The sequence below is a fragment of the Stenotrophomonas sp. YJH_SMC_105-26 genome (genome assembly GCF_059368915.1).
Window position 1 is genome coordinate 21,376 of record NZ_JCAFSD010000014.1, and the last position, 26,584, is coordinate 47,959.

30 protein-coding genes are annotated in these 26,584 nt (G+C 68.1%); 20 read left to right on the forward strand and 10 right to left on the reverse strand.

Annotation, left to right across the window (positions count from 1 at the left end; translation table 11 throughout):
• The first annotated feature begins 66 nt into the window (after positions 1 to 66).
• The 4 genes from AC5P7F_RS20335 (at position 67) to AC5P7F_RS20350 (ending at position 4,187) form a co-directional block, all read left to right on the forward strand.
• Positions 67 to 693, forward strand: a complete 627-nt coding sequence (locus AC5P7F_RS20335; protein ID WP_014645666.1) for a response regulator — start codon at positions 67 to 69, stop codon at positions 691 to 693.
• Between the two features lie 70 nt (positions 694 to 763).
• On the forward strand, positions 764 to 1,468 hold the full coding sequence (radC, locus tag AC5P7F_RS20340) for a RadC family protein (RefSeq protein WP_014035697.1): 705 nt from the start codon (positions 764 to 766) through the stop codon (positions 1,466 to 1,468).
• 112 nt (positions 1,469 to 1,580) lie between these two features.
• Positions 1,581 to 3,269, forward strand: a complete 1,689-nt coding sequence (gene argS, locus AC5P7F_RS20345) for an arginine--tRNA ligase (RefSeq protein WP_032961431.1) — start codon at positions 1,581 to 1,583, stop codon at positions 3,267 to 3,269.
• Between the two features lie 21 nt (positions 3,270 to 3,290).
• A complete protein-coding gene (locus tag AC5P7F_RS20350; protein WP_032961433.1) occupies positions 3,291 to 4,187 on the forward strand; it encodes an SPOR domain-containing protein in 897 nt (298 codons plus the stop codon).
• Between the two features lie 88 nt (positions 4,188 to 4,275).
• Here AC5P7F_RS20350 and AC5P7F_RS20355 read toward each other — a convergent pair whose 3' ends face one another.
• Entirely contained in the window at positions 4,276 to 5,028 is a 753-nt protein-coding gene (locus tag AC5P7F_RS20355; protein ID WP_014035694.1) for an SDR family NAD(P)-dependent oxidoreductase, read from the reverse strand.
• A gap of 160 nt (positions 5,029 to 5,188) precedes the next feature.
• Here AC5P7F_RS20355 and AC5P7F_RS20360 point away from each other — a divergent pair, with 160 nt between their 5' ends.
• On the forward strand, positions 5,189 to 5,656 hold the full coding sequence (locus AC5P7F_RS20360) for a YehS family protein (RefSeq protein WP_014645662.1): 468 nt from the start codon (positions 5,189 to 5,191) through the stop codon (positions 5,654 to 5,656).
• On the opposite strand, the gene AC5P7F_RS20365 is transcribed toward AC5P7F_RS20360, so the two are convergent.
• On the reverse strand, positions 5,625 to 6,512 hold the full coding sequence (locus tag AC5P7F_RS20365) for a LysR family transcriptional regulator (protein WP_014645661.1): 888 nt from the start codon (positions 6,510 to 6,512) through the stop codon (positions 5,625 to 5,627). The genes AC5P7F_RS20360 and AC5P7F_RS20365 overlap by 32 nt on opposite strands.
• 143 nt (positions 6,513 to 6,655) lie before the next feature.
• On the opposite strand from AC5P7F_RS20365, the gene AC5P7F_RS20370 reads away from it, so the two are divergent.
• Positions 6,656 to 7,804, forward strand: a complete 1,149-nt coding sequence (locus AC5P7F_RS20370) for an MFS transporter (protein ID WP_329768298.1) — start codon at positions 6,656 to 6,658, stop codon at positions 7,802 to 7,804.
• On the opposite strand, the gene AC5P7F_RS20375 is transcribed toward AC5P7F_RS20370, so the two are convergent.
• Positions 7,801 to 8,499, reverse strand: a complete 699-nt coding sequence (locus AC5P7F_RS20375) for a TorF family putative porin (RefSeq protein WP_049408698.1) — start codon at positions 8,497 to 8,499, stop codon at positions 7,801 to 7,803. The two genes, AC5P7F_RS20370 and AC5P7F_RS20375, sit on opposite strands and share 4 nt — an antisense overlap.
• 178 nt (positions 8,500 to 8,677) lie before the next feature.
• On the opposite strand from AC5P7F_RS20375, the gene AC5P7F_RS20380 reads away from it, so the two are divergent.
• Complete coding sequence (locus AC5P7F_RS20380) at positions 8,678 to 9,067, forward strand: DUF6165 family protein (RefSeq protein WP_164077655.1); 390 nt, start codon at positions 8,678 to 8,680, stop codon at positions 9,065 to 9,067.
• Positions 9,068 to 9,073: 6 nt separating this feature from the next.
• Here the strand turns inward: AC5P7F_RS20380 and AC5P7F_RS20385 are convergent, their stop codons facing one another.
• Both AC5P7F_RS20385 and AC5P7F_RS20390 read right to left on the reverse strand, forming a co-directional pair.
• Positions 9,074 to 9,757 carry a response regulator transcription factor gene (locus AC5P7F_RS20385; protein WP_032961444.1) on the reverse strand — a complete coding sequence of 228 codons (684 nt, stop codon included), beginning with the start codon at positions 9,755 to 9,757 and terminating at the stop codon, positions 9,074 to 9,076.
• 198 nt (positions 9,758 to 9,955) lie between these two features.
• Entirely contained in the window at positions 9,956 to 10,528 is a 573-nt protein-coding gene (locus tag AC5P7F_RS20390; protein WP_014645657.1) for an OmpO family porin, read from the reverse strand.
• A 277-nt stretch (positions 10,529 to 10,805) separates the two neighbouring features.
• Here AC5P7F_RS20390 and AC5P7F_RS20395 point away from each other — a divergent pair, with 277 nt between their 5' ends.
• Entirely contained in the window at positions 10,806 to 11,165 is a 360-nt protein-coding gene (locus AC5P7F_RS20395) for a DUF1428 family protein (RefSeq protein ID WP_164077656.1), read from the forward strand.
• 15 nt (positions 11,166 to 11,180) lie between these two features.
• Here the strand turns inward: AC5P7F_RS20395 and AC5P7F_RS20400 are convergent, their stop codons facing one another.
• Both AC5P7F_RS20400 and AC5P7F_RS20405 read right to left on the reverse strand, forming a co-directional pair.
• Positions 11,181 to 11,867, reverse strand: coding sequence for a hypothetical protein (locus tag AC5P7F_RS20400; RefSeq protein WP_164077657.1), 687 nt, complete (start codon positions 11,865 to 11,867; stop codon positions 11,181 to 11,183).
• Positions 11,868 to 11,974: 107 nt separating this feature from the next.
• Positions 11,975 to 12,856: a histone gene (locus AC5P7F_RS20405; RefSeq protein ID WP_164077658.1), complete on the reverse strand. Its 882-nt coding sequence runs from the start codon at positions 12,854 to 12,856 to the stop codon at positions 11,975 to 11,977.
• A 490-nt stretch (positions 12,857 to 13,346) separates the two neighbouring features.
• On the opposite strand from AC5P7F_RS20405, the gene AC5P7F_RS20410 reads away from it, so the two are divergent.
• The 10 genes from AC5P7F_RS20410 (at position 13,347) to AC5P7F_RS20455 (ending at position 21,852) form a co-directional block, all read left to right on the forward strand.
• Complete coding sequence (locus AC5P7F_RS20410) at positions 13,347 to 14,780, forward strand: Do family serine endopeptidase (RefSeq protein WP_014645652.1); 1,434 nt, start codon at positions 13,347 to 13,349, stop codon at positions 14,778 to 14,780.
• A gap of 101 nt (positions 14,781 to 14,881) precedes the next feature.
• On the forward strand, positions 14,882 to 15,247 hold the full coding sequence (locus AC5P7F_RS20415) for a hypothetical protein (RefSeq protein WP_004153835.1): 366 nt from the start codon (positions 14,882 to 14,884) through the stop codon (positions 15,245 to 15,247).
• A gap of 8 nt (positions 15,248 to 15,255) precedes the next feature.
• Positions 15,256 to 15,726 (forward strand): phage holin family protein, encoded by a 471-nt coding sequence (locus AC5P7F_RS20420; RefSeq protein ID WP_014645651.1) that lies wholly within the window; start codon positions 15,256 to 15,258, stop codon positions 15,724 to 15,726.
• A complete protein-coding gene (locus AC5P7F_RS20425; RefSeq protein WP_014645650.1) occupies positions 15,723 to 16,178 on the forward strand; it encodes a hypothetical protein in 456 nt (151 codons plus the stop codon). Before AC5P7F_RS20420 ends, AC5P7F_RS20425 begins: the two co-directional genes overlap by 4 nt.
• Positions 16,179 to 16,245: 67 nt before the next feature.
• Positions 16,246 to 17,355: an AI-2E family transporter gene (locus AC5P7F_RS20430; protein ID WP_164077659.1), complete on the forward strand. Its 1,110-nt coding sequence runs from the start codon at positions 16,246 to 16,248 to the stop codon at positions 17,353 to 17,355.
• 91 nt (positions 17,356 to 17,446) lie between these two features.
• A complete protein-coding gene (locus tag AC5P7F_RS20435) occupies positions 17,447 to 17,914 on the forward strand; it encodes a hypothetical protein (protein ID WP_032961458.1) in 468 nt (155 codons plus the stop codon).
• A gap of 74 nt (positions 17,915 to 17,988) precedes the next feature.
• On the forward strand, positions 17,989 to 18,708 hold the full coding sequence (locus AC5P7F_RS20440) for an HAD-IA family hydrolase (protein WP_164077660.1): 720 nt from the start codon (positions 17,989 to 17,991) through the stop codon (positions 18,706 to 18,708).
• 3 nt (positions 18,709 to 18,711) lie between these two features.
• Entirely contained in the window at positions 18,712 to 20,079 is a 1,368-nt protein-coding gene (locus AC5P7F_RS20445) for a leucyl aminopeptidase family protein (protein WP_005411979.1), read from the forward strand.
• Between the two features lie 136 nt (positions 20,080 to 20,215).
• Positions 20,216 to 21,319: a catalase family peroxidase gene (locus AC5P7F_RS20450; protein ID WP_495204199.1), complete on the forward strand. Its 1,104-nt coding sequence runs from the start codon at positions 20,216 to 20,218 to the stop codon at positions 21,317 to 21,319.
• Complete coding sequence (locus tag AC5P7F_RS20455) at positions 21,316 to 21,852, forward strand: cytochrome b (protein ID WP_049441850.1); 537 nt, start codon at positions 21,316 to 21,318, stop codon at positions 21,850 to 21,852. The genes AC5P7F_RS20450 and AC5P7F_RS20455 overlap by 4 nt, the downstream gene beginning before the upstream one ends.
• Positions 21,853 to 22,385: 533 nt before the next feature.
• Here AC5P7F_RS20455 and AC5P7F_RS20460 read toward each other — a convergent pair.
• Genes AC5P7F_RS20460 through AC5P7F_RS20470 form a run of 3 tightly spaced genes read right to left on the reverse strand, consistent with a single transcriptional unit; the run spans position 22,386 to position 24,333 of the window.
• Positions 22,386 to 22,988: a response regulator transcription factor gene (locus tag AC5P7F_RS20460; protein WP_014645643.1), complete on the reverse strand. Its 603-nt coding sequence runs from the start codon at positions 22,986 to 22,988 to the stop codon at positions 22,386 to 22,388.
• Positions 22,985 to 24,208 carry a histidine kinase gene (locus AC5P7F_RS20465; protein ID WP_164077834.1) on the reverse strand — a complete coding sequence of 408 codons (1,224 nt, stop codon included), beginning with the start codon at positions 24,206 to 24,208 and terminating at the stop codon, positions 22,985 to 22,987. The genes AC5P7F_RS20460 and AC5P7F_RS20465 overlap by 4 nt, the downstream gene beginning before the upstream one ends.
• On the reverse strand, positions 24,205 to 24,333 hold the full coding sequence (locus tag AC5P7F_RS20470) for a hypothetical protein (RefSeq protein ID WP_257473236.1): 129 nt from the start codon (positions 24,331 to 24,333) through the stop codon (positions 24,205 to 24,207). The genes AC5P7F_RS20465 and AC5P7F_RS20470 overlap by 4 nt, the downstream gene beginning before the upstream one ends.
• 202 nt (positions 24,334 to 24,535) lie before the next feature.
• On the opposite strand from AC5P7F_RS20470, the gene AC5P7F_RS20475 reads away from it, so the two are divergent.
• Positions 24,536 to 25,783 carry an efflux RND transporter periplasmic adaptor subunit gene (locus AC5P7F_RS20475; protein ID WP_164077833.1) on the forward strand — a complete coding sequence of 416 codons (1,248 nt, stop codon included), beginning with the start codon at positions 24,536 to 24,538 and terminating at the stop codon, positions 25,781 to 25,783.
• 102 nt (positions 25,784 to 25,885) lie between these two features.
• Positions 25,886 to 26,575 (forward strand): ABC transporter ATP-binding protein, encoded by a 690-nt coding sequence (locus AC5P7F_RS20480; RefSeq protein WP_004137569.1) that lies wholly within the window; start codon positions 25,886 to 25,888, stop codon positions 26,573 to 26,575.
• The last annotated feature ends 9 nt before the right edge of the window (positions 26,576 to 26,584 follow it).

Genomic DNA, 26,584 nt, shown 5'->3' on the forward strand with positions numbered 1-26,584 from the left:
CGGCCACGTTTGCAGAATCGTCAGTGGCCGCCGCAGGTGTGCCGCTTCGCTTTTCGAGGATTCCGCGTGCACCCGCGCATCATCATCGCCGACGACCATCCCGTCGTCCTGCACGGCATCCGCATCGTGCTGCAGACCCACCTGATGGAGGTCGTCGGCAGCGCGCGTGACGGCGCCGAGCTGCTGCAGCTGGTCGAGCACCACGGCTGCGACGCGGTGCTGACCGACCTCTCCATGCCGGGCACCGGCCCGGATGGCCCGGAACTGATCGCTGAACTGCGCGCACGCCACCCGCGCATGCCCGTGGTGGTGCTTACCGGCGCCCGCCACCCCGGCCTGCTCGATGGCCTGCTGCGTGAGGGTGTCAGCGGCCTGGTCGACAAGTGCGCCGATTTCGGCGAGTTGCCGCAGGCCCTGAACGCGGCCATGGCAGGGCAGGTGTTCGTCTCACAGCAGCTGCGCCACCACCTGCAGGCGCGCGACCTGATGTTCGCGCGCGAACCGGCGGCGCTGTCCGCCCGCGAACAGGAAGTGCTGGACCTGTTGGCCGCCGGGCTGAAAGTGAACGCCATCGCCGTCCACTGCGGCCGCAGCCCCAAGACGATCAGCCGGCAGAAGGCCGAGGCCAAGCGCAAGCTGGGGCTGCAGAACAACCAGGAGCTGTTCGCCTACCTGCAGTCGCGACGCGACTGAGGCAACGGCCGACCCGGGCATGCGTCCTGCCCTGATGGGCCGCATCGCCCCCACTGGCGATGATGCAGGCATGCCCATCCACGACTGGCCCGAACAGGAACGTCCCCGCGAGAAGCTGATCGCACGCGGCCCCGCCACGCTGTCCGACGCAGAACTGCTGGCACTGTTCCTCGGCTCCGGCTTCGGTGGACGCGATGCGGTGCAGACCGCGCGCGACCTGCTGCAGGCGCACGGTCCCCTGCGTGTGCTGCTGGACCGCCCGGCCCGCGAGCTGGCCCGGTTGCCGGGGCTGGGCCCTGCTCGAAGCTGTGCACTGGCCGCCGGGCTGGAACTGGCCCACCGCTATCTGGCGGCCGAACTCCAGCAGGGCGAGGCCGTCGGCAACAACCCGGCTGCGGTCGGCCGCTATCTGCAGCACCGCCTGCGCGGCCAGGCCCGCGAGATCTTCATGGCGCTGTTCCTGGACAACCGCCACCGCCTGATCGCCTGCGAAGAACTGTTCCAGGGCACCATCAATGCCGCCCCGGTCTATCCCCGCGAGGTGGTGCGTCGAGCCCTGCTGCACAATGCGGCAGCGGTGATCCTCAGCCACAATCACCCTTCCGGCGACCCCGAGCCCTCCGGCGCCGATACCCGCATCACCGATGAACTGCAGCAGGCGCTGGCACTGGTGGACGTGCGCCTGCTCGACCACTTCGTGGTCGGCGAGGGCCGCCCCGTTTCATTTGCTGAACGGGGCCTGCTGTCCCCGCCCCAGCCGCGCCTGTTCGGCTGAACGGCCCTGGTCAGGGCCGGGCGGGCGCCCCGCAGGCATGTCCTGGTCAGCGTGGGCGCGGGCATCTGCGCTAAAATGGGCGATTCCGCCGCTCATTCTCACAGCAGGCCTCGTGAAAAATCTCCTCCGCGCCCTGATCAGCCAAGGCATCGAAGCCTTGCGCGCCAATGGCACCCTGCCCGCCGACTCCCTGCCGCCGGACTTCGTGGTCGAGCGCCCGAAGACCCGTGACCACGGCGACTTCGCCACCAACGCCGCGATGCTGCTGGCCAAGGCCGCGCGCAGCAATCCGCGCGCACTGGCACAGGCGCTGGTCGAGGCGCTGCCGCGCAGCGAGGACGTCAGCAAGGTCGAGATCGCCGGCCCCGGCTTCATCAACTTCCATCTGGCCCCGGCCGCGTACCAGCGCGAAACCGCCTCGGTCATCAAGGAAGCCCACGACTACGGCCGCAACCTGTCCGGCAATGGCCGCACGGTGGGCGTGGAGTACGTGTCGGCCAACCCGACCGGCCCGCTGCATGTCGGCCATGGCCGCGCAGCGGCGATCGGCGACTGCGTGGCCCGCGTGCTCGATGCCAACGGCTGGAACGCCAAGCGCGAGTTCTACTACAACGACGCTGGCGTGCAGATCGAGAACCTGGCGCTGTCCACCCAGGCGCGGATCAAGGGCATCGCACCCGACCAGGACGGCTGGCCGGAAGGCGGCTACCGCGGTGAGTACATCGCCGATGTCGCCCGCGCCTACATGGCCGGTGCCAGCGTCGACCTGGAAGGCAGCACCGTGGTCGGCGCCAAGGACCCGGACGACATGCAGGCAATCCGCCGCTTCGCCGTGGCCTACCTGCGCAACGAGCAGAACCTGGACCTGGCCGCGTTCGGTGTCGACTTCGACATCTACTTCCTGGAAAGCTCGCTGTACGCCGACGGCAAGGTTGCCGAAGCGGTGGCCAAGCTGCAGGCGTCCGGCCACACCTATGAGGAAGGCGGCGCGCTGTGGCTGCGCAGCACCGACTTCGGTGACGACAAGGACCGCGTGATGCGCAAGTCCGACGGCACCTTCACCTACTTCGTGCCGGACGTGGCCTACCACCTGTCCAAGTGGCAGCGCGGCTACGAGCGCGCGATCACCGAACTGGGCGCCGACCATCACGGCTCGCTGGCGCGCGTGCGCGCCGGCCTGCAGGCGATGGAAGTGGGCATCCCGCAGGGCTGGCCGGAATACGTGCTGCACCAGATGGTCACGGTCATGCGCGGCGGCGAGGAAGTGAAGCTGTCCAAGCGTGCCGGCAGCTACTTCACCCTGCGCGACCTGATCGAAGAAGCCGGCCGCGATGCGACCCGCTGGTTCCTGATCGCGCGCAAGCCCGATTCGCAGCTGACCTTCGACATCGACCTGGCGCGCCAGCAGAGCAACGACAATCCGGTGTTCTACGTGCAGTACGCGCACGCCCGTGTCTGCAGCCTGCTGCGCCAGGCGCAGGAAAAGGGCCTGGTGTACGAGCAGGGCAATGGCCTGGCCAACCTTGGCCACCTGGCCGACGATGCCTCGCTGCTGTTGATGAACGAGATCTCGCGCTATCCGGAAGTGGTGGAAGCGGCCGGCGTGGCGCTGGAGCCGCACCTGGTGGCGCAGTACCTGCGTGAATTGGCGCATGCCTTCCACACGTGGTATCACGGGACGCCGGTGCTGGTGGAAGACGCCGCCGATCGCAACGCCAAGCTGACCCTGGCCTGCGCGGCGCGCCAGGTGCTGGCCAACGGCCTTGAACTCCTGGGCGTGAGCGCCCCGGAAAAAATGTAAGCATCAGGAGACGCAGTACACATGGCAGCACGACGCGGCAAAACCCAGGCACGACGCAACAGCAGCAGCCAGGGCACACCCGGATGGGTGTGGCTGGTGGCCGGTGTGGCGATCGCCGCCGTGGTGTTCCTGGCGGCGCCGAACCTGTTCAAGGGCGAAGGCGACGGCTTCCTGCGCGCCGGTCCGCAGCCGAACCCGAACGCGCAGCCGGCCCCGGTTGCTGATGCAGACAGCGATGTCGGCAGCCAGCCAGCCGCGCAGCCGGCCACGCCGAAGCCGGCCGAACCGGAGAAGCCCGCGGCGACGCAGTACGACTTCTACACCCTGCTGCCGGGCAAGGAAGTGGAAATGTCCGACGCCGAACTGGCCGCCAGCGCGCGTGCCGAGGACCAGCGCCGGGCCAAGGCCGAAGCGTCGCGCGCGCAGGCCGCGCTGGAGGGCAAGCCGGTGCCGCCGGCGAGCACGGCCACGCCGGCACCGACCGCAACGGCCAGCGTCGCCAGCACCGCACCGGTGACCGCGAGCAACCGTCCGCTGCCGGCACCGCTGAGCGAGCGCCCGGCCGCGGCAACGCCGCCGGCCAGCACCGCACCGGCGTCGACCAGCACGGCCGCCGCCCCCGCGCCGCGCGCGGAAGCCGCGCCCACCGCGCCGGCGACCACTGCCGCACCGGCGCCCGCCGACAACGCCCGCTACATCCTGCAGGCAGGTGCCTTCGGTGCGTCCGGCGACGCCGAAGCCACCAAGGCCAAGCTGGCCATGATGGGCCTGGCGGCACGCGTGGAGTCGGCGCAGATCAACGGCAAGACCGTGTATCGCGTGCGCATGGGGCCGTACGGCAGCGCCGGCGAACTGTCTGAAGCGAAGCAGAAGCTGGATGGCACCGGCCTGCAGGCGATGGCCATCAAGGCGCAGTGACGTTCTGCGGGACTGCATCGAAAGCCGGGCATTGCCCGGCTTTTTTTGTTTCTGCCGAGTCGAGCATGGCTCGACTCCACACACGGCGTCAGCCCTCGCGGGCGACCTGGAACCCGGCGAAGGACTGGCTGACCGGCATCAGCTCCAGGCGATTGATGTTCAGGTGCGGTGGCAGCGTGGCCACCCAGAAGATCTGTTCGGCGATGTCTTCGGCGGTCATCGGATTGGCACCGCTGTACAGCTTGTCCGATGCATTCTGGTCGCCATGGGTGCGGACCACGGTGAACTCGGTCTCGGCCATGCCCGGCTCGATCGTGGTCACGCGCACGCCGGTGCCGTGCAGGTCCGAACGCAGGCCCAGCGAGAACTGGCTGACGAAGGCCTTGGTGCCACCGTAGGCGTTGCCACCCGGGTACGGGTAGACGCCGGCCACCGACGAGATGTTGATGATCGCACCCTTGCGCTCCACCAGCTGCGGCAACAGGCGGTGGGTCAGGGTGACCAGCGCGGTGATGTTGGTGTCGATCATCGTGGTCCAGTCCGACAGCCTGGCGCTCTGTGCCGGTGCGGTGCCCTGCGCCAGACCGGCGTTGTTGACCAGCAGGTCGATCTCGCCGAAGGCCGGCGGCAGCGCCAGCAGGGCCGCCTCCATCGCCACCGGATCGCGGATGTCGAAGGCGGCGGCGTGCACCACGTCCTTGCCATAGCGCTCGACCAGCGGTTGCAGGCGTTCGCCGCGGCGGCCGGTGGCGATCACTTTCCAGCCGGCCTGGGCGAAGCGGTGGACGGCGGCGGCGCCGAAGCCGGACGTGGCGCCGGTAATCAGGACAGTGCGGGTCATCAGGCAACTCCAGGGGGAAAACCAGATCTCCATTCTGGCACCGTCCGGCAGCACCCGTGTTGCCGGATCGGCCGGATCCGGGGTCAGATCCCTTTGCGGAGCAAAGGGATCTGCCCCCGGCGGCGACCCCACGTGCCGGGGTGACCGGTACAATTGCGCCATGATCAACAATGATGTCCTGCGCAGCGTGCGCTACTCCCTGGACCTGGGTGACCAGCACGTGGTCACCCTGTGCCAGATGGCCGACCCGGCCTTCGCCGTGGATACCGAGCAGGTGAAGGCCTGGCTGCGCCGCGAGGACGAAGCCGGTTTCGAGGCGATGAACGACAGCGCACTGGCGCACTTCCTCGATGGCCTGATCGTGCACCTGCGCGGTCGCGACGAGAGCCAGCCGCAGCGTGCGGTGGAAACGCGCATCGACAACAACCTGGTGCTGAAGAAGCTGCGCGTGGCCTTCCAGCTGCGCGACGTGGACCTGATGGAGATCTTCGCCAGCGCCGGCTTCAACGTGTCCAAGTCGGAAGTCGGTGCGTTGTTCCGCCAGCCCGGGCACACCAACTACCGGCGCTGCCTGGACCAGATGCTGCGCAACTTCCTCAAGGGCCTGAGCCTGCGCCTGCGCGGCTGAGCACGGCCTCGACGAAGGCGCGCGCGGCCGGCGTCGGCAGCCGCTGCCAGACCAGGTGTACGCGCCGGGTCGGGGTCGGCTGCAGTGGAATCTGAACCACGCCCTGGAAACCTTCGGCGATCAACGCCGGCACGATGCCGACCGCCAATCCGTGGCGGACGAAGCGCTCGACCAGTTCCATCAGGTTGACCTCGAAACGCACCGTGTGCGGCAGGCCAGCGGCGGCGAAGGCATCGTCGGTCTGCCGGCGCGCACCGGTACCGCGCGGGAAGTCGACCAGCGCTTCATCCTGCAGTGCGGTCAATGGCAGCCGCGTGCGCCCGGCGAGCCGGTGCGACGGCGCCAGTACCGCTACCAGATCCTCTTCCTGCAGCACCTGGTGGCAGACGCCATCCAGCGCTGCCGACGGCGCCAGGCCGACCAGTGCCACATCCAGCGCGCGCGACTGCACCTGTGCGATCAGGTCTTCGCTCTTGTCCACGCGCAGCTGGAACTCCACCTGTGGGTGCACCCGCTGGAAGGCCGCCAGCATCGCCACGACGTCGATGTCGGTCAGCGAAGAAATCTGCCCGATGGCCAGCAGGCCACGCACTTCGCCACTGACGGCGGCCACGTCGGCGCGCAGGTGGCGCAGGCTGGCCAGCACCTGGCGTGCGTGCACCAGCAACGCCTCGCCGGCGGCGGTAGCCCGCACCTGGCGTGGCAGGCGCTCGAACAGCGTGGCACCCAGTTCCTGTTCCAGGTGGGCGATCTGGTGGCTGAGCGCGGACTGCACCACGTGGCAGCGCTCGGCGGCACGGGTGAAATTGCCCTCCTCGGCCAGGGCGACGGCAAACTCGAGCTGCTTGAGGTTCATCCAGCTATCTTGTTTTCAGATGACAAGGATGATGATGATTCATTTCCATCATGACCGCAGCAGGCGGACACTGTGCACCCCGCTTCCTGGAACACCGCGTGAGCCCGTCCCTTCCCCCTCTGCACCGCTGGCAGGTGCTGCTGATGTCGGTCGCCACCGGCGTGGCCGTGGCCAGCAACTACTATGCGCAACCGCTGCTGCACACCATCGCAGATGCCTTCGGCGTGCCGTTCGGCCAGGTCGGCATGGTGGTTACCGCAGCACAGCTGAGCTATGCCGCCGGACTGATCCTGCTGGTGCCACTGGGTGACCTGTTCGAGCGCCGCCGCTTGATCGTGGTGATGAGCCTGCTGTCGGCCGGTGGCCTGGTGATCAGTGCCTGCGCGCCGTCGCTGGCCTGGCTGCTGGTCGGGACCGCGATCACCGGTCTGTTTTCGGTGGTGGCACAGGTGCTGGTGCCGTTCGCGGCCACGCTGGCCGCGCCGGAACATCGTGGCCGCGTGGTCGGCACGCTGATGAGTGGCCTGCTGCTGGGCATCCTGCTGGCGCGTACCGTGGCCGGCCTGCTGTCCAGCCTGGGTGACTGGCGCCTGGTGTATGCCATCGCTGCCGGCACCCTGGTGCTGACCGCACTGGCATTGCAGCGCGGCCTGCCGCGATTCCACCACAGCGCCGGCCTGGGCTATTTCGCCTTGCTGCGCTCGATCGGCGTGCTGTTCGTGCAGGAGCCGGTGCTGCGCCAGCGCACCCTGCTGGGTGCCTGCAGCTTTGCCATGTTCGCGATTTTCTGGACCCCGCTCGCGTTCCTGCTGGCGCAGCCACCGTACGCCTACAGCGATGCCACCATCGGCCTGTTCGGGCTGGTCGGTGCAGCCGGCACGCTGGCGGCCGGCCTGGCCGGGCGCATGTCCGACCGCGGCCAGACCGGACGCGCCACTGCCATCGCGCTGGTGCTGTTGCTGCTGTCGTGGCTGCCACTGGGGCTGTCGGCCCACTCGCTGCTGGCGCTGCTGATCGGCGTGGTGGTGCTGGACCTGGCCGCACAGCTGCTGCACGTCAGCAACCAGAACCTGATCTATGCGCTGCAGCCCGCGGCGCGCAACCGCCTCAATGCCGGCTACATGACCGGCTACTTCATCGGCGGCTCGCTGGGTTCGCTGCTGTCGGCGCAGGTCTACCAGCGCTACGGTTGGACCGGCGTCTGCGTGGCCGGTGCCGCCGTGGCCGTGCTGGCCCTGCTGCTGTGGCTGCCCGGCGCGCTGCGCGCGCGCCAGGCGGCATCGTCGAACTAGAAGCTGCCCTGCAGCGCCAGCTCCCAGCGTCCACCGGCATTGCCCGGGAACAGTCGCTTGGCCGCGCTGTCGGTGTCATGCACGGTGGCGCGCAGCTCCCATGCCGGAGTCAGCGTGGCAATGGCACTGAGCTGGCCATGCAGGTAATCCGGGCCCTGCGCGGTGGCCAGCCAGTACTGGCCCACCGCTGCTTCCAGGCGGACGCGTTCGTGCAGCGGCACACGCACGCCCAGCTGGGCATAGGTTCCGCGATGGCCACCGGCCAACGCATCGTTGGAATGCGCGACCTGCAGCCAGGCGCGCTGCTTCCAGGTCACGGTGGTGTTGAGTTCGGTCCAGTCCAGCGCACGACCGGTACCCGGATACACATAGCGGGTCAGGTTCGCATCCAGCGTCCAGTCCGGTGCCAGCGCGCCGGACCAGCCCGCCACCAGGTCGAACTCGCTGCGCGCGCCATTGTCCGGCTTGAACGAGACGTTGGACCCCCACACGCTGGCGTACCAGCCCGATGGGATCGAGATCTTCGCGCCGGCTTGCACCGCCGGGTCACCATCGCTCTGCGAGCTGCCGCGCCACACGTAGTCACTGGTCAAGGCCGCACTGCCACTGACCTGCACCTGTGCCTGCGCGCTGCCCATGCCAAGCAGCCCTGCCAGGGCGGCCACCACCGCCGCCATCATCCCCTTGCTGTTCACTGCACTGTGTTCCTCGTCGAAGGCGGTCACGCCGCCGGGACGGCAGTGTCCAGCGCGTGGCCGTAACGGATCGAGGGTGCGGCCCGGGCCGCGGCGCAAATTCGGCGTAAATCCCGTGGATCGGGGCCATGCGCCAGCGGCGCGGTATCATGGCGCCCTGTTTCCAGGAACCAACCGCGTGGACGCCATCCTGACCCCGGTATCGATCGGCGAGCTGATCGACAAGATCACCATTCTCCAGATCAAGGCCGAGCGCATCGACGATGCCGCCAAGCTGACCAACGTGCGCACCGAGCTGGACGGCCTGCTGCCCCTGTTGCAGCAGCAGCTGCAGGCACAGCCGGCCCTGGCCGCGCTGCAGCAGCAGTTGAAGGCGATCAACGAGCGTATGTGGGACATCCAGGACCAGCTGCGCGACAAGGAAGCGGCCCAGGTGTTCGATGATGCATTCATCCAGCTGGCACGCGGTGTCTATGGCACCAATGGCGAGCGCGTGCAGGTGAAGAACGAGATCAACCGCGTGGCCGGTTCTGCACTGGTGGAAGAGAAGCAGTACCAGGGCGAGTAACGCCGCTCATCCGCATTCCAGCAGGTGGCGGAAGCGGAACAGGTCACCGTCCCCGCGGATGCCGAGCTTGCGGTAGGCCGAGGTTTTCTGCGAGCTGATCGTGCTGGCTGAACGCCCCGATCGCAGGGCCATTTCGCTGGTGCTGACCCCTTTCAGCACCAGCCCGAGCACTTCCCGTTCGCGCTGGCTCAACGGCACCAGTGCCGGGGCCGGCATTCTGCGTGCACGCGTGCCCGGCAGGTTCAGTTCCGCGCGCAGCTCCGGTGGCACGAAGCGCCCTCCCCGGGCGACCACATCAATGGCACGCAGCAACACGTCCGGTGGCGTCGACTTGGACAGGAAGCCGCGCGCACCGGCACGCATCGCGGTGGCCACCGTGCTGGCATTGCAGTGTGCCGAGAGCACCAGCACCGGCAGTGCCGGCCAGCGCTGCGACAGCACGTGCAACAGGGCCAACCCATCGCCCAGGTCGCCCATGGGCAACGCATCGATCAGCAGCAGGTCGACACACGTCGGGCTGCGCTCCAGCAGGTGCAGCAGGTGCGCCTCGCTGGACAGGCTCACCCGTACCTGCACACCCGCGTGCTGGCGCAGCAGCACTTCCACGCCCAACCGCAGTACCGGGTGCGGGTCCAGCAGCGCCAGGCGTCGTGGCCGATCAGGCAGCAGAGGCGGGAGGGTCAGCGGCATTGCGGCATGTCCAGGCAACATGGGACATCCAACGTAGGTCGGTGCCCGCAGCGGCGGAATCCAATTCCTTGCAATGGCTGGCCCGCGCATTCCGCCAGTCAGACAGTATTCCGGTTTGCCACGGCGCAAACGCAACAGGCCCGGCAAATGCCGGGCCTGTTGGGGCGTCTCCAGCGCGCAATCGCGCCGAGGCAGCAATTACCAGCTGAAGCGCGGGCCGACGGTGTATTCCTTGTCGCCGTGGCGGTTCATCTTCAGCTCGCCGTTCAGGCCCCAGTTCTGGTTCAGCTTGACCTGACCACCCAGGCGGCCGTACCACTGGCCATCCGGATTGACGCCGTGCTTCTTGGCGTAGTCTTCGTAACCGACCATGCCGTAGACCTCGGCGTGGGCGCCGAAGGCAGTGCGGATACCGGCTTCAGCGCTGTAGCCGTTGAAGTCCAGACCGTGCTTGCGGTCGAACTTCTGGTAGGCAACGCGGGCAACGAAGTCGGTGCTCGGAGCGATTTCAACGTTGTAGCCGGCACCGACCTTCCACTGGTCAACCTTCAGGTTGGTGTGGTCGATTTCCTGGCGGCTGTATTCGCCGAAGGCGTGGAAGTTCGGCAGGAAGCCGTAGGAACCCTTCACGCCCCAGCCGTCGGCCTTGATGCCTTCAACGTCGGTCTTGGCGTAGTCGGCTTCGGCGTAGTTGTAGGACAGGTTCTCAGCAGCCGAAGCGGTGAACGGCAGGGCAGCGGCCAGGGCCAGAGCAATCAGCGAATTCTTCATGGGGGTACACCTTTACTTTCTTATGGTGTGCAGCAGCGCCAGGGCGCCATCGCATCGGGAATGTAAATTCTCCGTTATTCGCCACAACGCTCCCTGAAAACAGCGGTCTTCGCATTGCTGAATTTTTTGGCTTGATTCAGGCTGCGTCTGGCATACGCGCGCGGCGCGCGTGCATTTTTCAGGTTTCTTCACCGTCCACCGTTGTCGATCCCCGATCCCCTGGTTCGTCGTGTACCTGAAGGCCGTGCATGTGGCACGGTCCATCCGGAGGCAGGCAATGAGCTACATCGACGGTTTCGTCCTGGCGGTGCCCACCGCCAACAAGGAGAAGTTCCTCGCCCATGCACGCACAGGGGATCCCGTTTTCATCGAGTACGGCGCGCTGCGCGTGGTCGAGTGCTGGGGCGATGACGTGCCGCACGGCAAGGCCACCGACTTCTTCGGCGCGGTGAAAGCCACGCCGGATGAGACGGTGGTGTTTTCCTGGATCGAATGGCCGGACAAGCCGACCCGCGACGCCGGCATGAAGAAGATGATGGAGGACCCGCGGTTTGATCCAACGAAGAATCCGATGCCGTTCGACGGCGCGCGGATGATCTACGGCGGCTTCGTGCCGCTCTACGAGCTGACGCGCTGAACCCGGCGGACGTGCTCAGCGCGCGTCCGTTTCATCGCTGGCAGCAGCACGGCCGGCGCCCAGTGCGGCGCCGGCACCGAGGCCCATGCCGCCCATGCCGGCGCCCATTCCACCACCACCGCCACCGCCTGCACGGCCGCCCTTGGCATCGCCGTCGTTACGGCCCTTGCCGCCACCACTGGCAACGGGCCGGGTCGGCCCCTGCGGTGGAATCTGCAGATCGGCCGGAATCGGGGCCAGATCCAGCGCTTCGCGCACGAAGTCGCGCAGCGAGACCACCAGTTCGTGGGTATGCACCGGGCGCCCCTGTGCCAGTTCGTTGGCGGCACGCGTGGCCAGCCGCACCTGTTCGTCGGTGCCCAGCAGCAGGATGTCCGACAGCGCGGCCTCGACCGCATCGCGGATGCGCCGCGCACGGTCCGAGCGCGGCTCGGCGATGCCGTCGGCATCTTCGCGCTGGCGCAGGTCGCGACGATGGCTGGGATCCACGCCCAGCTCGCCGGTGAACGAACCGCCCAGGGTCTTGTAGGCGGCCATCAGCGTGCGCAGCCGTTCGTTGATCTGCCGGTTCTCGCGCTCGCGGCGCTGCTGCAGGGTCTGCATCACCAGCAGGCGGATGCCGACGCCGAGCAGGGTGATCAGGACCAGGCCGGCCAACGTGGACAGCACGCCCTGCCAGGAACTGAAGTCGATACCGCGCATGGTCGGGGCTCCGGCGGGAAGAACCTGCATCTTGCCCCAGGTAGCGCCCCAGAAACGCGAAAGGCCCTACCACCCGGTGGGTGGCAGGGCCTTCGGTCACGGCGCGATTACTTGCGCTTGGCGACCTTGCGCACGGCCTTCTTGGCCGGAGCCTTCTTGGCGGCGACCTTCTTCAGCGGCGCAGCCTTCCTGGCGACCGTCTTGCGGGTGGCGGCAACCTTCCTGCCCACCGCCTTCTTGGCGACGGCGGTCTTCTTGCCGACAGCCTTCTTGGCGACGGCGGCCTTCTTGCCAACAGCCTTCTTGGCGACGGCAGCCTTCTTGCCGACAACCTTCTTGGCGGCCGCGGTCTTCTTGGTGGCGACCTTCTTGGTGGCGGCAACCTTCTTGCCGACAACCTTCTTCGCAGCCACGGCCTTCTTGCCGGCGACCTTCTTGGCGGCGACGGTCTTCTTGGCCACAGCCTTCTTGGCGGTGGCGACCTTCTTGCCGACCACCTTCTTGGCGGCCGCGGTCTTCTTGGCAACGGTCTTCTTCGCGACGGCGGCCTTCTTGGTGGCGGCCTTCTTCACGGTGGCGACCTTCTTGCCGGCAGCCTTGGTGGTCTTCTTGGCGGCAGCGGCCTTCTTGGTCACAGCCTTGCCTGCAGCGGCCTTCTTCTTGGCCACTTCCTTCTTCAGGGCAGCGGCTTCGGCCTTGGCGTTCTTCTTGGCCGCTTCCAGCTTCTTCTTGGCATTGGCAACGGTCTTGCCGACCGACTTGGCGGCCTTGTCGGCCTTCTTGGCAACGGTCTTCTCGACCTTGGCCACGGCCTTCTTGGCCTTGGCAACGCGGGTACCGGCCGCCTTGGTGGCGCGCTTGACGGTCTTCTTGACCGACTTCACGGCGTCTTCGGCGGCGTGGGCGATGGTCTCGCCAACGTTGGTGGCGGCTTCTTTGACGTTCTCGACGGCGTCGGTCACGACCGACACACCATTACCGTTGCTCATGTTGCCCTCCTGGGGGCCTTAAGTATCAAAACGGGGCGATGCTATACCGACATTGACGATCGTGGAACGGGGCACGCGCCCGCAATCGCATCTGATGCGACGGCCATGGTGTAGCCCACCACTGCCGCAGAAGCGGCGGGTTGACAGGAAACCCCTTTTTTTAAGGACTACGCCACAGCAAGCGCGTGGTCGAAGATGGCCGTTGCGTGCCGTTGCACGGACGCGGCATCCGATGCGTGCTGTGGCGCATTGCGGCACCCGGTTGCGCGGAACTGCGCAGGTATCGGTCTGTGTCGGCGCCCCCGGCGATCGTCTTCGGTGGTGCAGGCGTCGCCTGTGCGGTGTCGCCACAGCCATGCTGTCAGCCTCCTCACTCGCCTTTCGCGGCCTGCGGTTTTCATGGCGCATTTATCCAGATCGCGACACACTCATTCAGCTTGTTTTACCGTAGGGCCGAACCGCCCCCACCCACGCCAGCGAACCGACAACCATGCGACCGCTTCCCACCCTGCTTACGCTCGCAATCGCCGCCGCCTTCGGTGGCTTCGTTGCCACCGGCATCAATGCCCACCTGGACAACCGTGCCGATGCAGCACCGCTGCCAGCGGTGCTGCCGACCACCGCCGCGTTGCCGGCCGCGGTGGCCGGACAGGCGGTGCCTTCGCTGGCGCCGATGCTGGAAAAGGCGATGCCGGCCGTGGTCAGCGTCAACACCAAGCAGGTGGTGCGCGTGCGCAACCCGTTCTTCAACGACCCGTTCTTCCGCCGCCTGTTCCCGGATATCCCGCAGGAGCGCATCAACGAATCGCTGGGCTCGGGCGTGATCATCGACGCCAAGGAAGGCCTGGTGCTGACCAACCACCATGTCATCGACAACGCCGATGACGTGCAGGTGACACTGGCCGACGGGCGCACGGTGAAGGCCGAGTTCCTCGGTTCGGACCGCGATACCGACATCGCGCTGATCCGCATCCCGGCGCAGAACCTGACCGACATCAAGCTCGGCAACAGCGACCAGCTGCGGGTCGGTGACTTCGTGGTGGCCATCGGCAACCCGTTCGGCTTCAGCCAGACGGTCACCTCGGGCATCGTCTCGGCGGTGGGCCGCAGCGGCATCCGTGGCCTGGGCTACCAGAACTTCATCCAGACCGATGCGTCGATCAACCCCGGCAATTCCGGTGGCGCCCTGGTCGACCTGCAGGGCCAGCTGGTCGGCATCAATACCGCCAGCTTCAACCCGCAGGGCAGCATGGCCGGCAACATCGGCCTGGGCCTGGCGATTCCGTCCAACCTGGCGCGCAGCGTGGTCGACCAGCTGGTCAAGCACGGCGTGGTGGTACGCGGCACGCTGGGCGTGGAGAGCCAGAACCTGACCGCGCAGATCGCGCAGGGGCTGGGCCTGGGCGAAACGCGCGGTGCGCTGATCACCCGCGTGCTGGCCGGTTCGGCGGCCGCCGCGGCCGGGTTGAAGCCGGGCGACGTGGTGGTCTCGGCCAACGGGCAACGCGTGGACAGCGCCGAAGCCCTGCACAACGTGGAAGGCCTGGCTGCGGTCGGCAGCCCGATGACGCTGGACGTACGCCGCGAAGGCAAGCCCGTGCAGATCAAGGCCACGCTGAAGGAACAGGCGCGTGCGGTCACCGGCGAGAGCCTGGACCCGCGGTTGACCGGTGCCACCTTCGTCGACCTGCCCGAGTCGCTGCGACAGTCGGGTGTCGGCGGCGTGCTGGTCAGCGAGGTCAAGCGTGGCAGCCGCGCGGCCAGCAACGGCCTGCAGCAGGGCGACATCATCACCGACGCCACCGTGGGTGAATTCGCCGACCTGGCCAGCTGGCGCGCCAACTTCCAGCAGCGCCCGCCGACCCTGGTGGTGCGCGTGCTGCGCAACAATGGCCAGCAGCAGGGCCAGCTCGTGATGCGCTGATCGCCCTGCCGTAACACCCCCTATACCCCGGCAATGCTATTGCTGTCAGTCCAGGTCGGCACCGCCGACACCCGTTCCCCCATCGCAACAGGAGTGATTCGATGAGCCCCACCAATACCGAGAACCTGAAGGAACACCTGGGTGAAGCCGGTTCCCACCTGAAGCAGGCCGCCACGGCCGCCGGCGGTGCGATCAAGGGCGCAACCGGTGCCGCGACCGACGAGCTGCGCATCGGCAAGGCCAACGTCAAGGCCGAACTGTCCGACAGCGCACTGTCTGGCCTGGCCGCCGCCGAATTCGGTGGTGCCGCTGCCAAGGAACAGGTTGACGCGTTGATGGACAAGGGCAAGGACCTGATCGACAGCGCCGCCGAGTTGATCCGTGAGCGTCCGCTGGCTTCGTTCGGCGTCGCCTTCGCTGCCGGCTGGATCATCGCCAAGCTGGCCCGCGGCAGCAGCGACAAGTAAGCCGCGGCGTGAGCGAAGACAACGCGCAAGCCCCTGATCCGGCGGCCACCCCGCCGCTGGATGAGAGCATCCGCCAGGTCGGCGCGGCCGGTCGTGCCGCTGCCGATTCGGCCAAGCACACCGTGCGCTCGCTGCGCCGGCTGGCCTCGGCCGACTTCGCCTTGGCCCGCAGTGCCTTCGGCCGTGCCCTGGCCTGGGCCGGCGTGGCGATCGTATTTGGTGCCTCGGCCTGGCTGCTGATGGCGGCCACCCTCATCGCCCTGCTGCAGAGCTGGGGCCTTAGCTGGCTGCAGGCGCTGCTGATCACCTCGCTGCTGAGCCTGGCCGTGACCGGCTACGCGATCTGGCGGGTGTCCTACTTCTTCCATCACACCGGCATGCATGCCACCCGGCGCCAGCTGTCACGCCTGGGCCTGTTCGACGAGCCCAGCGAAGACGACCCTGATGCCGGCGTGCAGCTGCCCGAGGGCAAGCCATGAAGTTCGGCGCGCTGCAGCGGCGGGTGAAACGCTGCGAACAGGTGGTGACCGTGCGCCTGGGCGAGACCCAGGACCACTGGTCCACGCTCAGCGACGTCTGGCGAAAGGGCTGGTCGCCGTTGCGCATCGTGGTGGTCGGCCTGGCCGGTGGCTTCATCGCCGGCAAGCTGGAAGTGCCCGGCAAGGTCAACGGTGCGCGCTGGCTGCAGATGGTCGGTTCGGTCTCGAACCTGTTCGCCAGTGCCCAGGCGGCGTTCGCCACGGCGATGGCGGCACAGGCTGCAGCGACCGCCGACGACGCGGCCGAAGAAGCCGACGATGCCAGCGAACAGGCACAGGCGGCGGCCTCCGCCGCCAACGCACGGCCGGCACCTGCCCCCCGCCCGGAACCCGAACCGGAACCGCGCGAACCGCGCCCGGCCGAAGCCGCCACCGAGCTGTCCGAACGTTGATCCACGCACTCCGCCGCGCCGATCGCGGCCGGCGGATAATGCGCTCCCCTTCCCGGTTGGTGCGTCGATGAGCGAGTCCCTCCTGTCCCCGTCACCAGCCGATCCGCAGGGTGCGGAGGCGCCGCTGCCGCCCCCGTCGCGTCCACGCGGGCCGATGTCGCTGGTGGTCCTGGCCACCCTGGCGGTGGGCTACACGCTGTGGGCCGCGCAGGACATCATCCTGCCGGTGCTGCTGGCGATCTTCTTCGCACTGGTCGGCAACCCGATCCTGCGCCTGCTGCAGAAGCTGTGGATTCCGCGCGCGCTGGGCGCACTGCTGATCCTCGGCGCCGGGCTGGGCGTGACCGGTTCGCTGGCGGTGCAGTTGATCGGTCCGGCGATGGAATGGGCGCAGGAAGCACCGCAGCAGCTGCGCAAGGTGGCCCGGCAGGTGCAGGACCTGACCAAGCCGGTGCAGCAGGCCAACCAGGCGGCGGAAAACTTCGCCCGCGTGGCCGGCGGTGACAGCAACCACAAGGTGCAGGTGATCCGCACCCAGCTGGACGATCCATACCGCATGCTGACCCGTGCACCGCGCCTGGCCGCGTCGGTGCTGGCGGTGGTGCTGCTGACCCTGTTCTTCATGATCTACGGGCAGAGCCTGCAGCGCGCAGCGATCGCCCTGTTCCCGAACCGCCAGCAGCAGCGGTTCACCACCGACATCCTGCGTTCGATCGAACGGGAGGTCTCGCGTTACGTGCTGACCATCAGCGTCATCAACACCCTGGTCGGGCTGGTGTTCGCCGGCGTGCTGATGCTGCTCGGCATCGGCCTGCAGGAAGCACTGCTGTGGGGCACGGTGGCTGCACTACTGAACTTCGCCCCGTACGTGGGCCCGCTGATCGGCGTGGCATTGATGCTGTTGATGGGCTTCGTCGAGTTCCGCGACCCGCTGCAGGCCCTGCTGCCGGCCGCCGCCTACCTGGGCCTGCACACCCTGGAAGGGCAGATGGTGACCCCGATCGTGCTGGGCCGTCGGATGAAGCTGTCGCCGCTGGTGCTGATCCTGGCGCTGATGGTGTTCGGCTGGGCCTGGGGCATGATCGGGCTGCTGCTGGCAGTGCCGCTGCTGGTGTGCATCAAGCTGGTGCTGGCACGCCTGGATGGCATGCAGGGCTGGGCACGCCTGCTGGAGTGACGGCATCAACAACGGATGGACGCAGGTGGCGGAACCAGAAACAGGGACGAAGTGGCAGACTATGGCGCCCTACCCGGATGGATCCGCTCGTATGAACTCTCTCGCCACGCGTTGCCTTGCCTTGGCCTGCATTGCCGCTCCCGCGTTCGCCGCGACGCCGCCGACTGCCGATCAGGCGCGCACCCAGCTTGCTGAGGCGGTTACCTGCAAGCGGCACCTCACGCCCATGCAGTTCGACGCCATGGCCCGGATGCTGGCACCGGCCCCGGCAAGGGCGCAGGACGGCGAATCCAGCGGCGAGTTCCGGCTGACCACGCCCTTGATGGTGCTGGGCCAGCCCGTGAACCGGCTGCAGTCCTATGACGGCGACAGCGGCGAGGATGGCATCGACAGTTTCACCGCGTACTTCAGCTCGGCCAGTGTGGAACAGGTCGCGGCACTGGCGAAGATGTCCGACCCGGTAGCAGGCACCTACACGAAGGAAGTTGGGCGGCACAACCTGGACGTGCAGCAGTTCGACGGCCAGACCACCATCGCCTGCTCGTACAACCTGCGCTGACCCGGCCCAGCCACAGTGCCCACCCGCCCGCCGCGTCGCATGAAAGCCCGCGCGGGCAGGGGTAGAATGGCGAGGTGAATTTCCCCGTCCAAGCCATCACCCTCGACCTTGACGACACGCTGTGGCCGTTCGCTCCGATCGGCGCCCGCATCGAACAGGTCCTGCACGCCTGGATGTGCGAACACAGCCCCGCTACCGCCGCGATGTATCCGGTGGAGGCCATGCGCGAACTGCGCGAGCGGCTGTACCACGCCCATCCGTACCTCCACCACGACCTGAGTGCGCTGCGCCGGCTGACCCTGCACGAAGCACTGCACACCAGCGGTGCCAGCCTCGATCTGCTGGAGCCTGCGTATGAAGTGTTCTACGCCGCGCGCAACCAGGTGGAGTGCTATCCCGATGCGATCGACGCGCTGGCGCGCATTGCCGCACGGGTACCGGTGGCGGCGCTGAGCAACGGCAATGCCGATCTGGAGCGGATCGGCCTGGCCCATCATTTCGCCTTCCAGCTGGGTTCGCGCGAACACGGCGCGGCCAAGCCCGAAGCCAGCATCTTCCATGCCGCGTGCACCCGCCTGGGTGTGGCACCGGCACAGGTGCTGCACGTCGGCGACCATGCCGAGATGGACGTGGCCGGAGCGATTGCCGCCGGCCTGCGCGGCTGCTGGATCAACCGCGACGCAGCCACCTGGACCCATCCGCAGCTGCAGCCGGACCTGCAGTTCGACACCCTTACCGGCCTGGCCGACTGGTTGGATGCCAACCTCGACGCCGCCGCACCCCGGAGTACCTGACGCATGAGCGAGATCACTGGTTTCACTGCCGACACCGCTGCGGCGCTGCCGTTGTACGTGCTGGACCGCGAGCAGTTCGCCGCCTGGAAGGACAGCCAGCCGGCTGCCACGCAGGCGTGGCTGGCATCGCAGGGCTTCAACGCCGGCGCCCACAGCGTGGCACTGCTGCCGGGCGCCGATGGCCTGGCCGGTGCCGTGATGGGCGTGGGTGATCGTGCCGATGCCTACAGCTATGCGCATGCGCCGCACGCGCTGCCGGAAGGCAGCGTCTGGCAGCTGGCCAATGAACTGCCGGCCGCCGAACTGGCGCTGCTGCAGCTGGGCTGGGGCCTGGGCAGCTACCGCTTTGACCGCTATCGCAAGCGCAATCGCGCACCGGCGCAGCTGGTGGCCTCGCCGACCGGCGAAGTGGCCGACCTGATCGCCGCCAGCCTGCGCGTGCGCGACTGGGTCAACACCCCGACCGAAGACATGGGCCCGCAGCAGCTGGAAGACGCCGCGCGCGCGCTGGCCGATGCACATGGTGCGCAGGTCGAGGCGATTACCGGCGACGAACTGCTGAAGCAGAATTTCCCGGCCATCCACGCCGTGGGCCGCGCTTCGCATCGTGCGCCGCGTCTGGTCGTGCTGCGCTGGGGCAGGGAAACCGACCCGGCGCTGGTGCTGGTGGGCAAGGGCGTGTGCTTCGATACCGGCGGGCTGGACATCAAGCCGGCCGACGGCATGCGCAACATGAAGAAGGACATGGGCGGCGCCGCGCACGCACTGGCCCTGGCCGGCCTGGTGATGGCACGTGGGCTGCCGGTGCGGCTGACCCTGCTGGTGCCGGCGGTGGAAAACGCGATCGGTCCCGATGCCTTCCGCCCGGGCGAAGTGATCGCCACCCGCAAGGGCCTGAGCGTGGAGATCGACAACACCGATGCCGAAGGCCGCGTGATCCTGTGCGATGCGCTGACCTTCGCCGGTGAGCAGAAGCCGGACCTGGTGCTGGACTTCGCCACCCTCACCGGTGCCGCGCGCATCGCACTGGGCCCGGACCTGCCGGCACTGTTCAGCAACGACGACACGGTGGCCCAGCAGTGGCTGCAGGCCGGTGACGCGACCCGCGACCCGGTCTGGCGCATGCCACTGTGGCGCCCCTACCTGCGCTACCTGAGCAGCGGCATCGCCGACCTGGCCAACGCCGGTTCGCGCATGGCCGGCTCGGTGACCGCCGCGCTGTACCTGGAACGCTTCCTGGAAGACGGCCAGCGCTGGGCGCACCTGGATGTGTATGCCTGGAACGACGGCGAGCGCCCGGGCCGTCCGGCCGGTGGCGAAGCGCTGGCGCTGCGCTCGGCGTGGGCGATGCTGAAGCAGCGCTACAGCTGATCGGGTGGGTGCCGACCGTTGGTCGGCACCCCGTCCCCGGAAAATCTGACGAAAAATTGAATTTCGGCCCCGGCCGGGTTCTGCGAGGATGTGTGGGTCGACCACCCACACGCTCCGTGAAGGCAGGACTCCGACCATGTCGCTCTTCCGCTACACCCGCGCTGGCCAGACGCCGGGCGCGCCACGCAAGCATTCACCCCTGCTCTGGATCGCACTGATCGCACTCATTCTGGGTGCGGTCGCGCTGGCCTTCGCCTGGCTGGCCGGCTGGATTGGAAACCGCCTGACCGCGCAGCGCTTCACCGACACCATCGAGGCCACCGGCCCGGCCCACCCGGGCTTCCGCCGCGCGCACAGCAAGGGCATCTGCGTGAGCGGCTGGTTCGAACCCAGCGCGCAGGCCCCCACCCTGTCCAGCGCACGGGTGTTCTCGCAGCGCCGCGTGCCGGGGATGGGCCGGTTGTCGATCGGCGGCGGCGACCCCTACGGCGCCGACAACACTGCACGCGTGCGCAGCCTCGCGGTGCAGATGGTCAGCGATGATGGCCAGGAATGGCGCATGGCGATGAACAGCTTCCCGTTCTTCGCCGTGCCCAGCGCCGAGGCGTTCTACGAGCAGACCCGCGCCTCCATTCCCGACCCGGCCACCGGCAAGCCCGATCCGCAGAAGATGGCCGCGGTGCTGGCCAAATACCCCAGTGCGCAGGCTTTCCAGCAGTGGGCCAAGACCGCGCCGTGGACCAGCAGCTGGGCCGACACCACCTTCAACAGCGTCAACAGCTTCTGGTTCACCAATGCGCAGGGCCAGAAGCGCGCGGTGCGCTGGCGCTGGCAGCCGCAGGCGCCGGTGGTGGAGATGGATGCGGAAACCCGCAAGCAGGCCAGCGTCGATTTCCCCAGCCAGGAACTGCAGCAGCGCCTGGCCAGCGGCCCGGTGCGCTGGAACCTGGTCGTGACCACCGCCGAGCCTGGCGATGCCATCGATGATCCGTCGGTACCGTGGCCCGAATCGCGTGACCAGGTGGTGGCCGGCGTACTCAGCCTGGACCGCATGCAGTCGCAGGAACAGGGCGCCTGCGGGCAGATCAATTTCGATCCGCTGATCCTGCCCAGCGGCGTGCGTGGCAGTGACGATCCGATCCTGGCGGCCCGCTCGGCCGTGTATTCGCAGTCCTTCAACCGCCGCGAACGCGAGCGCGCCACCGGCAACGTCGAGCAACGGAAGGAGGCCGCACGATGAGCACCGGCAACGGCCACTTCAACCTGCTGGCGCGGGTGCTGCACTGGTCCATGGCGCTGATGATCGTCGCCATGCTGTTCATTGGCGTGACCATGGTCGCCTCGCTGCACTTGCGGCCGATGCTGATCGACCTGCACCGCCCATTGGGCATCACTATCGGCGTACTGGTGTTGCTGCGCCTGTACAACCGGCTGCGTCATCGCCCACCGCCGCTGCCGGCGGATCTTCCTGTGTGGCAGGTGATGGCGGCCAAGGCCTCGCACTGGATGCTGTACGCGCTGATGCTGGCGATGCCGCTGATCGGCTGGGCGATGCTGTCGGCCGGCGGTTACCCGATCGTGCTGTGGGGCGGCCTGCACCTGCCGCCGATCGTGCCGCATACCCCGGCGCTGTATGCCGCGTTGCGCAATGCGCACAGCCTGCTGGCCTACGTGCTGTTCGCAACGGTGCTGATGCACGTGGGTGCGGCGCTGTTCCACCTGTGGGTGCGGCGTGACGGGGTGTTCCAGGCGATGGCGCGCGGGAAGAATTGAAAGGATTCGCCGGGCGTTCCCGGCGGATTGTTTCCGCGACCGCGGGGGGTGTCACTTTCTTTGCGCGCAAAGAAAGTAGCCAAAGAAACGCTCCGCCGGCCGCGAGCCGGCGTGCTTCGCACGCCGGTGCCCTGCGCTCCTCGGTCCGTCGAGGGACGGCGCGGGAACTCGCTGCGCTCAGACACCCGCGCCTCTTCGCCCTCGCCGGTCCTGCGGTGCTCGGCTCGCTCAAGGCGGACTGGAAGGTCAAGATCAACAGCAAGAGCATCCACGCATGGCGTGGATCTACCGGGTGCAGATTTTGCCTTTGACGTTGGGTCCGCCTTGAGCGAGCCGAGCATCGCAGGGGAATCAGGGGGCGCAGAGGCGCCGGTGTCTGAGCGCAGCGAGTTCGGCGCCGTCCCCTGATTCGCCGAGAAGCGCAGGGAACCGTCGCGTAGCGACGGCTCGCGCTCTGGCGGCGTGTTTCTTTGGTTACTTTCTTTGCACGAGCAAAGAAAGTGACACGTCTCCGCAGGCGCGGAAATGATCCGCTACAACCACCCCTTCTGCCGCGCCAGCCGGTACGCCTCGATCCGGTTGGCCACGCCCAGCTTGCCGATGCACTCGGACAGGTAATTGCGCACCGTACCGTGCGACAACCCCAGCTGCTCGGCGATCTCGCTGGCGGTGCGGCCCTCGCCCGCCAGCCGCAGTACGCGGCGCTCGCGGTCGGTCAGCGGATCGGCCTGCGACCACGCATCCAGTGCCAGCTGCGGGTCGATCGCGCGGATGCCCTGTTTCACCTTGCGCAGGGCATCGGCCAGGTTCTCGGCCGGTGCATCCTTCAGCAGGTAGCCCAGCACGCCGGCTTCCAGCGCGCGGCGCAGGAAGCCGGCGCGGGCGAAGGTGGTCACGATCACCACCTTGATCGGCAGCTCGTGGCGCGCGATGCGCTGGGCAAGCTCGAGCCCGGACAGGCCGGGCATCTCGATGTCGGTGACCAGGATGTCCGGTTGCAGCTGCTGCAGCATCCGCCACGCGGTTTCGCCATCGGCGGCGCTGCCCAGCACCTCGATATCCGGCTCCAGGCCCAGCAACGCCGACAGTGCACCGCGCACCATCGCCTGATCCTCGGCCAGCAGGATGCGGATCATGCGGCACCGTCCTGTGCCAGCGACGGCGGCGCTCCCGGCGGCAACGGTGTGGTCGCGGCAGCCAGTGGCACGCGCACGGTCAGTCGCGTGCCCTCACCCTTTGCGGACTGTACCTGCAGGCTGCCCCCCAGGGCGGCCACGCGTTCGCGCATGCCGCTCAGCCCGTTGCCCTCGGCCTGCACGCCGCCACGGCCATCGTCGCGGATCTGCATCGCCAGCATGCGTCCCTCCAGCATGAACTCCACCCGTGCCTGTGTCGCCTGTGCATGGCGCACGATATTGGTTGCGGCCTCGCGCAGCACCAGCGCCAGCCCGCGTTCGACATCCACCGGCATCGCCGGTGGTGGTGCGTATTGAAGGTGGACCTGCTGGCATTCCAGCAGCAGCCGCGCCGATGCCAGCTCACCGGCCAGGTCGCTGGCGCGGATGCCGGTAACCGCGCTGCGCACCTGTGCCAGCGCTTCGCGGGCGATGGCCTCGGCCTCGCCGATCTCCAGCCGCGCGCGCGCGTCGCCGCGGTCGTGCAGCTTGCGCGCCAGCTCCAGCTTCAATGTGATCAGCGACAGGGTGTGGCCGAGCAGGTCATGCAGGTCGCGGCCGATGCGTTCGCGCTCGGCAGTGGCCGCCAGCCGCCGCACCTCGTCCTGCGACAGCTGCAGTGCCGCATCCTTCTGCTGGTTGAGCGCTTCCACGTTCACGACCAGCCCCACGATGTAGGACACGGCCGGGATCCAGACCAGGCTCTGCCACGGGTACTGGAACAGCAGCGCGAGGCTGCAGAACAGAAGGTTCAGGCCAGTGAGCTGCAGCAGATACTGCCACCAGCCACCGCACCCGCTCACCCGCAGCAGCACGCAGCCGAACACGAAGTAGGTCAGCCCGGACGGATACCAGGGCAGCAGCACCAGCGACATCGCGATCAGGCCCAGCGCATAGCGCGGAGCGTGATGGCGCGGCGCCACCATCACCTTGGCGTACAGCAGCAGGAACACCGGGTAGCTGGCCAGCGTCAGCAGCAGCCAGCGCAGGGTGAAGCCGTGGCCAAGCAAGGGCGTCAGGAAGATCCACACCGACCACAGCAGGTGGACTGCCTCGCTCCAGGGCGATTTTCCCCGGCGCAGCGTATCGGCCACCGCCGAGTCCGGCGCGGGGCGCAGCAGCGAGGCAAGCCATGTCGACGGCACGGGCGGTTCCAGGCGGGGACGATCGCCGCCGATCATGCCAGTTCAGCCGCCTGCGCGCAGGCGCCACCACCGGCCGGGCGGCACCGGCGCAACCGAGCGCGGATCACGGTACGCTTGGCGGCGCGGCTGTGGCGGGCCAGCGACGGGGTGATCGGATCCATGGGCGGTACCGGTAGCGGGGACGTTGCCATCCTGTGCCGCCGTGGTCACGTTTCGCAGTTGCCGCCGTCAGTGTCATCGGGTGACAGCTGTCACTGCCGTCATCGCTGTGCCTGCCTGCATGCTGTGCCGCACGCTCCACCGCCGGAACCGCCGCCGTCCGCCCTTCCGGCCACACCCGCCCAAACGCCTGTGATGGAACGAATGAACGCTTCTGCCGAGCTGTTGAAGGAACTCCGTATCGACCGCAAATCGCCGCCGCCCGCCTCCGGCGGCAGTGGCGGTGGCCGCCGCTGGCTGTGGATCGCGATCATCGTGGTCGTGTTGTTGCTGGCCGCTGTCGGCTTCGCCCTGTTCGGGCGTACGCCGGCAGTGGACGTGGAAACCGCCCCCGCCGTGGCCATCCAGCAGGGCAGCGCCAGCAGTTCGGTGCTCGATGCCAGTGGCTACGTGGTCGCCCGGCGCATGGCCACGGTATCGGCCAAGATCACCGGCAAGGTGCGCGAGGTGATGATCGAGGAAGGCATGCGCGTGGAACAGGGCCAGATCATGGCCACCCTGGACCCGATCGATGCCGACGCGCAGCGCAGCCTGTATGCCTCGCAGCTGCAGGCCGCACGCAGCCAGGTGGCCGGGCTGGAAGCGCAGCAGAGGCAGGCGGCCGCTGAAGCCAGCCGCCTGCAGGCGCTGGTCGGCCAGCAGCTGGTGTCGCGCTCGCAGTACGACCAGGCGGTGGCCCAGCGTGACAGCCTGCGTGCACAGCTGGACACCGCACAGCGCAACGTCAGGGTGGCCAACGACCAGCTGGCCATCGCCGATCTGGGCGTGGACAACAACATCGTGCGCGCGCCGTTCTCCGGCGTGGTCACTGCCAAGGCCGCGCAGCCCGGCGAAATCGTCTCGCCGCTGTCGGCGGGCGGTGGGTTCACCCGTACCGGCATCGGCACCATCGTCGACATGGACTCGCTGGAGATCGAAGTCGAGGTCGGCGAGGCCTTCATCGGCCGCGTGCAGCCGAAGATGCCGGTCGAAGCCACGCTCAACGCCTATCCGGAGTGGAAGATTCCGGGCGAGGTGATCGCCATCATCCCCACCGCCGACCGCGGCAAGGCCACGGTGAAGGTGCGCGTGGCGCTGAAGGTGAAGGACCCGCGCATCGTGCCGGAGATGGGCGTGCGCGTCAGCTTCCTGGAACAGGCGCAGCCGCAGGCGGCCGCCAAACCGCAGGGCGTGCGCGTGCCGGCGGGCGCCGTGGTCCAGCGCGAGGGCGCCTCGGTTGCCTTCGTGCTGGGTGACGAAAGCCGCGTGCAGCAGCGCACGGTCGAGGCCGGCCAGGCGATGGGCAAGGACCGCCAGATCCTCAAGGGCGTGAGCGCAGGTGAATCGGTGGTGCTGAACCCGCCGGACAGCCTGCGCGATGGCGCCAAGGTGCAACAGAAACAAGCGCAGTAGCGGCCTGGCGCCCACGGGCGCCGCCGGCAGCACCGCTCGACGCACGCCTGCGGCCCCTGCCGTGGCGCTTCCCCGTTTCCCGCCTTCCGTGGAGAACCACCCATGTCGACCCTGGTTTCACTGCGCAACATCACCAAGACCTACCAGCGTGGCCCCGAGAAAGTGCAGGTGCTGCACGGCATCGACCTGGACATCGCCAGCGGCGACTTCGTCGCGCTGATGGGCCCGTCCGGCTCGGGCAAGACCACCCTGCTCAACCTGATCGGCGGCCTGGACAACCCCAGCGGCGGCGAGATCAGCATCGAGGGCGAGCGCATCGACCAGATGAGCGGCGGCCAGCTGTCGACCTGGCGCAGCCACCACGTCGGCTTCGTGTTCCAGTTCTACAACCTGATGCCGATGCTGACCGCGCAGAAGAACGTGGAACTGCCGCTGCTGCTGACCCACCTCAATGCGGCGCAGCGCCGCCGCAACGCCGAGATCGCGCTGACCCTGGTCGGCCTGGCCGACCGCCGCAGCCACCGCCCGAATGAACTGTCCGGCGGCCAGCAGCAGCGCGTGGCAATCGCCCGGGCGATCGTCTCCGACCCGACCTTCCTGATCTGCGACGAACCGACCGGCGACCTCGACCGCCAGTCCGCCGAGGAGATCCTCGGCCTGCTGCAGCAGCTCAACCGGGAGCATGGCAAGACCATCATCATGGTCACCCATGACCCGAAGGCCGCCGAGTACGCCACGCACACGGTGCACCTGGACAAGGGCGAGCTGGCCGACGCGCCGCTGGCCCACTGACGGAGGCCA

Bases quoted from the DNA above. Each gene is read 5' to 3' on its own strand.
- radC (WP_014035697.1), top strand. From the start codon at position 764: ATGCCCATCCACGACTGGCCCGAACAGGAACGTCCCCGCGAGAAGCTG.
- AC5P7F_RS20350 (WP_032961433.1), top strand. From the start codon at position 3,291: ATGGCAGCACGACGCGGCAAAACCCAGGCACGACGCAACAGCAGCAGC.
- AC5P7F_RS20355 (WP_014035694.1), bottom strand. From the start codon at position 5,028: ATGACCCGCACTGTCCTGATTACCGGCGCCACGTCCGGCTTCGGCGCC.
- AC5P7F_RS20360 (WP_014645662.1), top strand. From the start codon at position 5,189: ATGATCAACAATGATGTCCTGCGCAGCGTGCGCTACTCCCTGGACCTG.
- AC5P7F_RS20365 (WP_014645661.1), bottom strand. From the start codon at position 6,512: ATGAACCTCAAGCAGCTCGAGTTTGCCGTCGCCCTGGCCGAGGAGGGC.
- AC5P7F_RS20370 (WP_329768298.1), top strand. From the start codon at position 6,656: ATGTCGGTCGCCACCGGCGTGGCCGTGGCCAGCAACTACTATGCGCAA.
- AC5P7F_RS20385 (WP_032961444.1), bottom strand. From the start codon at position 9,757: ATGCCGCTGACCCTCCCGCCTCTGCTGCCTGATCGGCCACGACGCCTG.
- AC5P7F_RS20390 (WP_014645657.1), bottom strand. From the start codon at position 10,528: ATGAAGAATTCGCTGATTGCTCTGGCCCTGGCCGCTGCCCTGCCGTTC.
- AC5P7F_RS20395 (WP_164077656.1), top strand. From the start codon at position 10,806: ATGAGCTACATCGACGGTTTCGTCCTGGCGGTGCCCACCGCCAACAAG.
- AC5P7F_RS20400 (WP_164077657.1), bottom strand. From the start codon at position 11,867: ATGCGCGGTATCGACTTCAGTTCCTGGCAGGGCGTGCTGTCCACGTTG.
- AC5P7F_RS20405 (WP_164077658.1), bottom strand. From the start codon at position 12,856: ATGAGCAACGGTAATGGTGTGTCGGTCGTGACCGACGCCGTCGAGAAC.
- AC5P7F_RS20410 (WP_014645652.1), top strand. From the start codon at position 13,347: ATGCGACCGCTTCCCACCCTGCTTACGCTCGCAATCGCCGCCGCCTTC.
- AC5P7F_RS20415 (WP_004153835.1), top strand. From the start codon at position 14,882: ATGAGCCCCACCAATACCGAGAACCTGAAGGAACACCTGGGTGAAGCC.
- AC5P7F_RS20425 (WP_014645650.1), top strand. From the start codon at position 15,723: ATGAAGTTCGGCGCGCTGCAGCGGCGGGTGAAACGCTGCGAACAGGTG.
- AC5P7F_RS20430 (WP_164077659.1), top strand. From the start codon at position 16,246: ATGAGCGAGTCCCTCCTGTCCCCGTCACCAGCCGATCCGCAGGGTGCG.
- AC5P7F_RS20435 (WP_032961458.1), top strand. From the start codon at position 17,447: ATGAACTCTCTCGCCACGCGTTGCCTTGCCTTGGCCTGCATTGCCGCT.
- AC5P7F_RS20445 (WP_005411979.1), top strand. From the start codon at position 18,712: ATGAGCGAGATCACTGGTTTCACTGCCGACACCGCTGCGGCGCTGCCG.
- AC5P7F_RS20450 (WP_495204199.1), top strand. From the start codon at position 20,216: ATGTCGCTCTTCCGCTACACCCGCGCTGGCCAGACGCCGGGCGCGCCA.
- AC5P7F_RS20455 (WP_049441850.1), top strand. From the start codon at position 21,316: ATGAGCACCGGCAACGGCCACTTCAACCTGCTGGCGCGGGTGCTGCAC.
- AC5P7F_RS20460 (WP_014645643.1), bottom strand. From the start codon at position 22,988: ATGATCCGCATCCTGCTGGCCGAGGATCAGGCGATGGTGCGCGGTGCA.
- AC5P7F_RS20465 (WP_164077834.1), bottom strand. From the start codon at position 24,208: ATGATCGGCGGCGATCGTCCCCGCCTGGAACCGCCCGTGCCGTCGACA.
- AC5P7F_RS20470 (WP_257473236.1), bottom strand. From the start codon at position 24,333: ATGGATCCGATCACCCCGTCGCTGGCCCGCCACAGCCGCGCCGCCAAG.
- AC5P7F_RS20475 (WP_164077833.1), top strand. From the start codon at position 24,536: ATGAACGCTTCTGCCGAGCTGTTGAAGGAACTCCGTATCGACCGCAAA.
- AC5P7F_RS20480 (WP_004137569.1), top strand. From the start codon at position 25,886: ATGTCGACCCTGGTTTCACTGCGCAACATCACCAAGACCTACCAGCGT.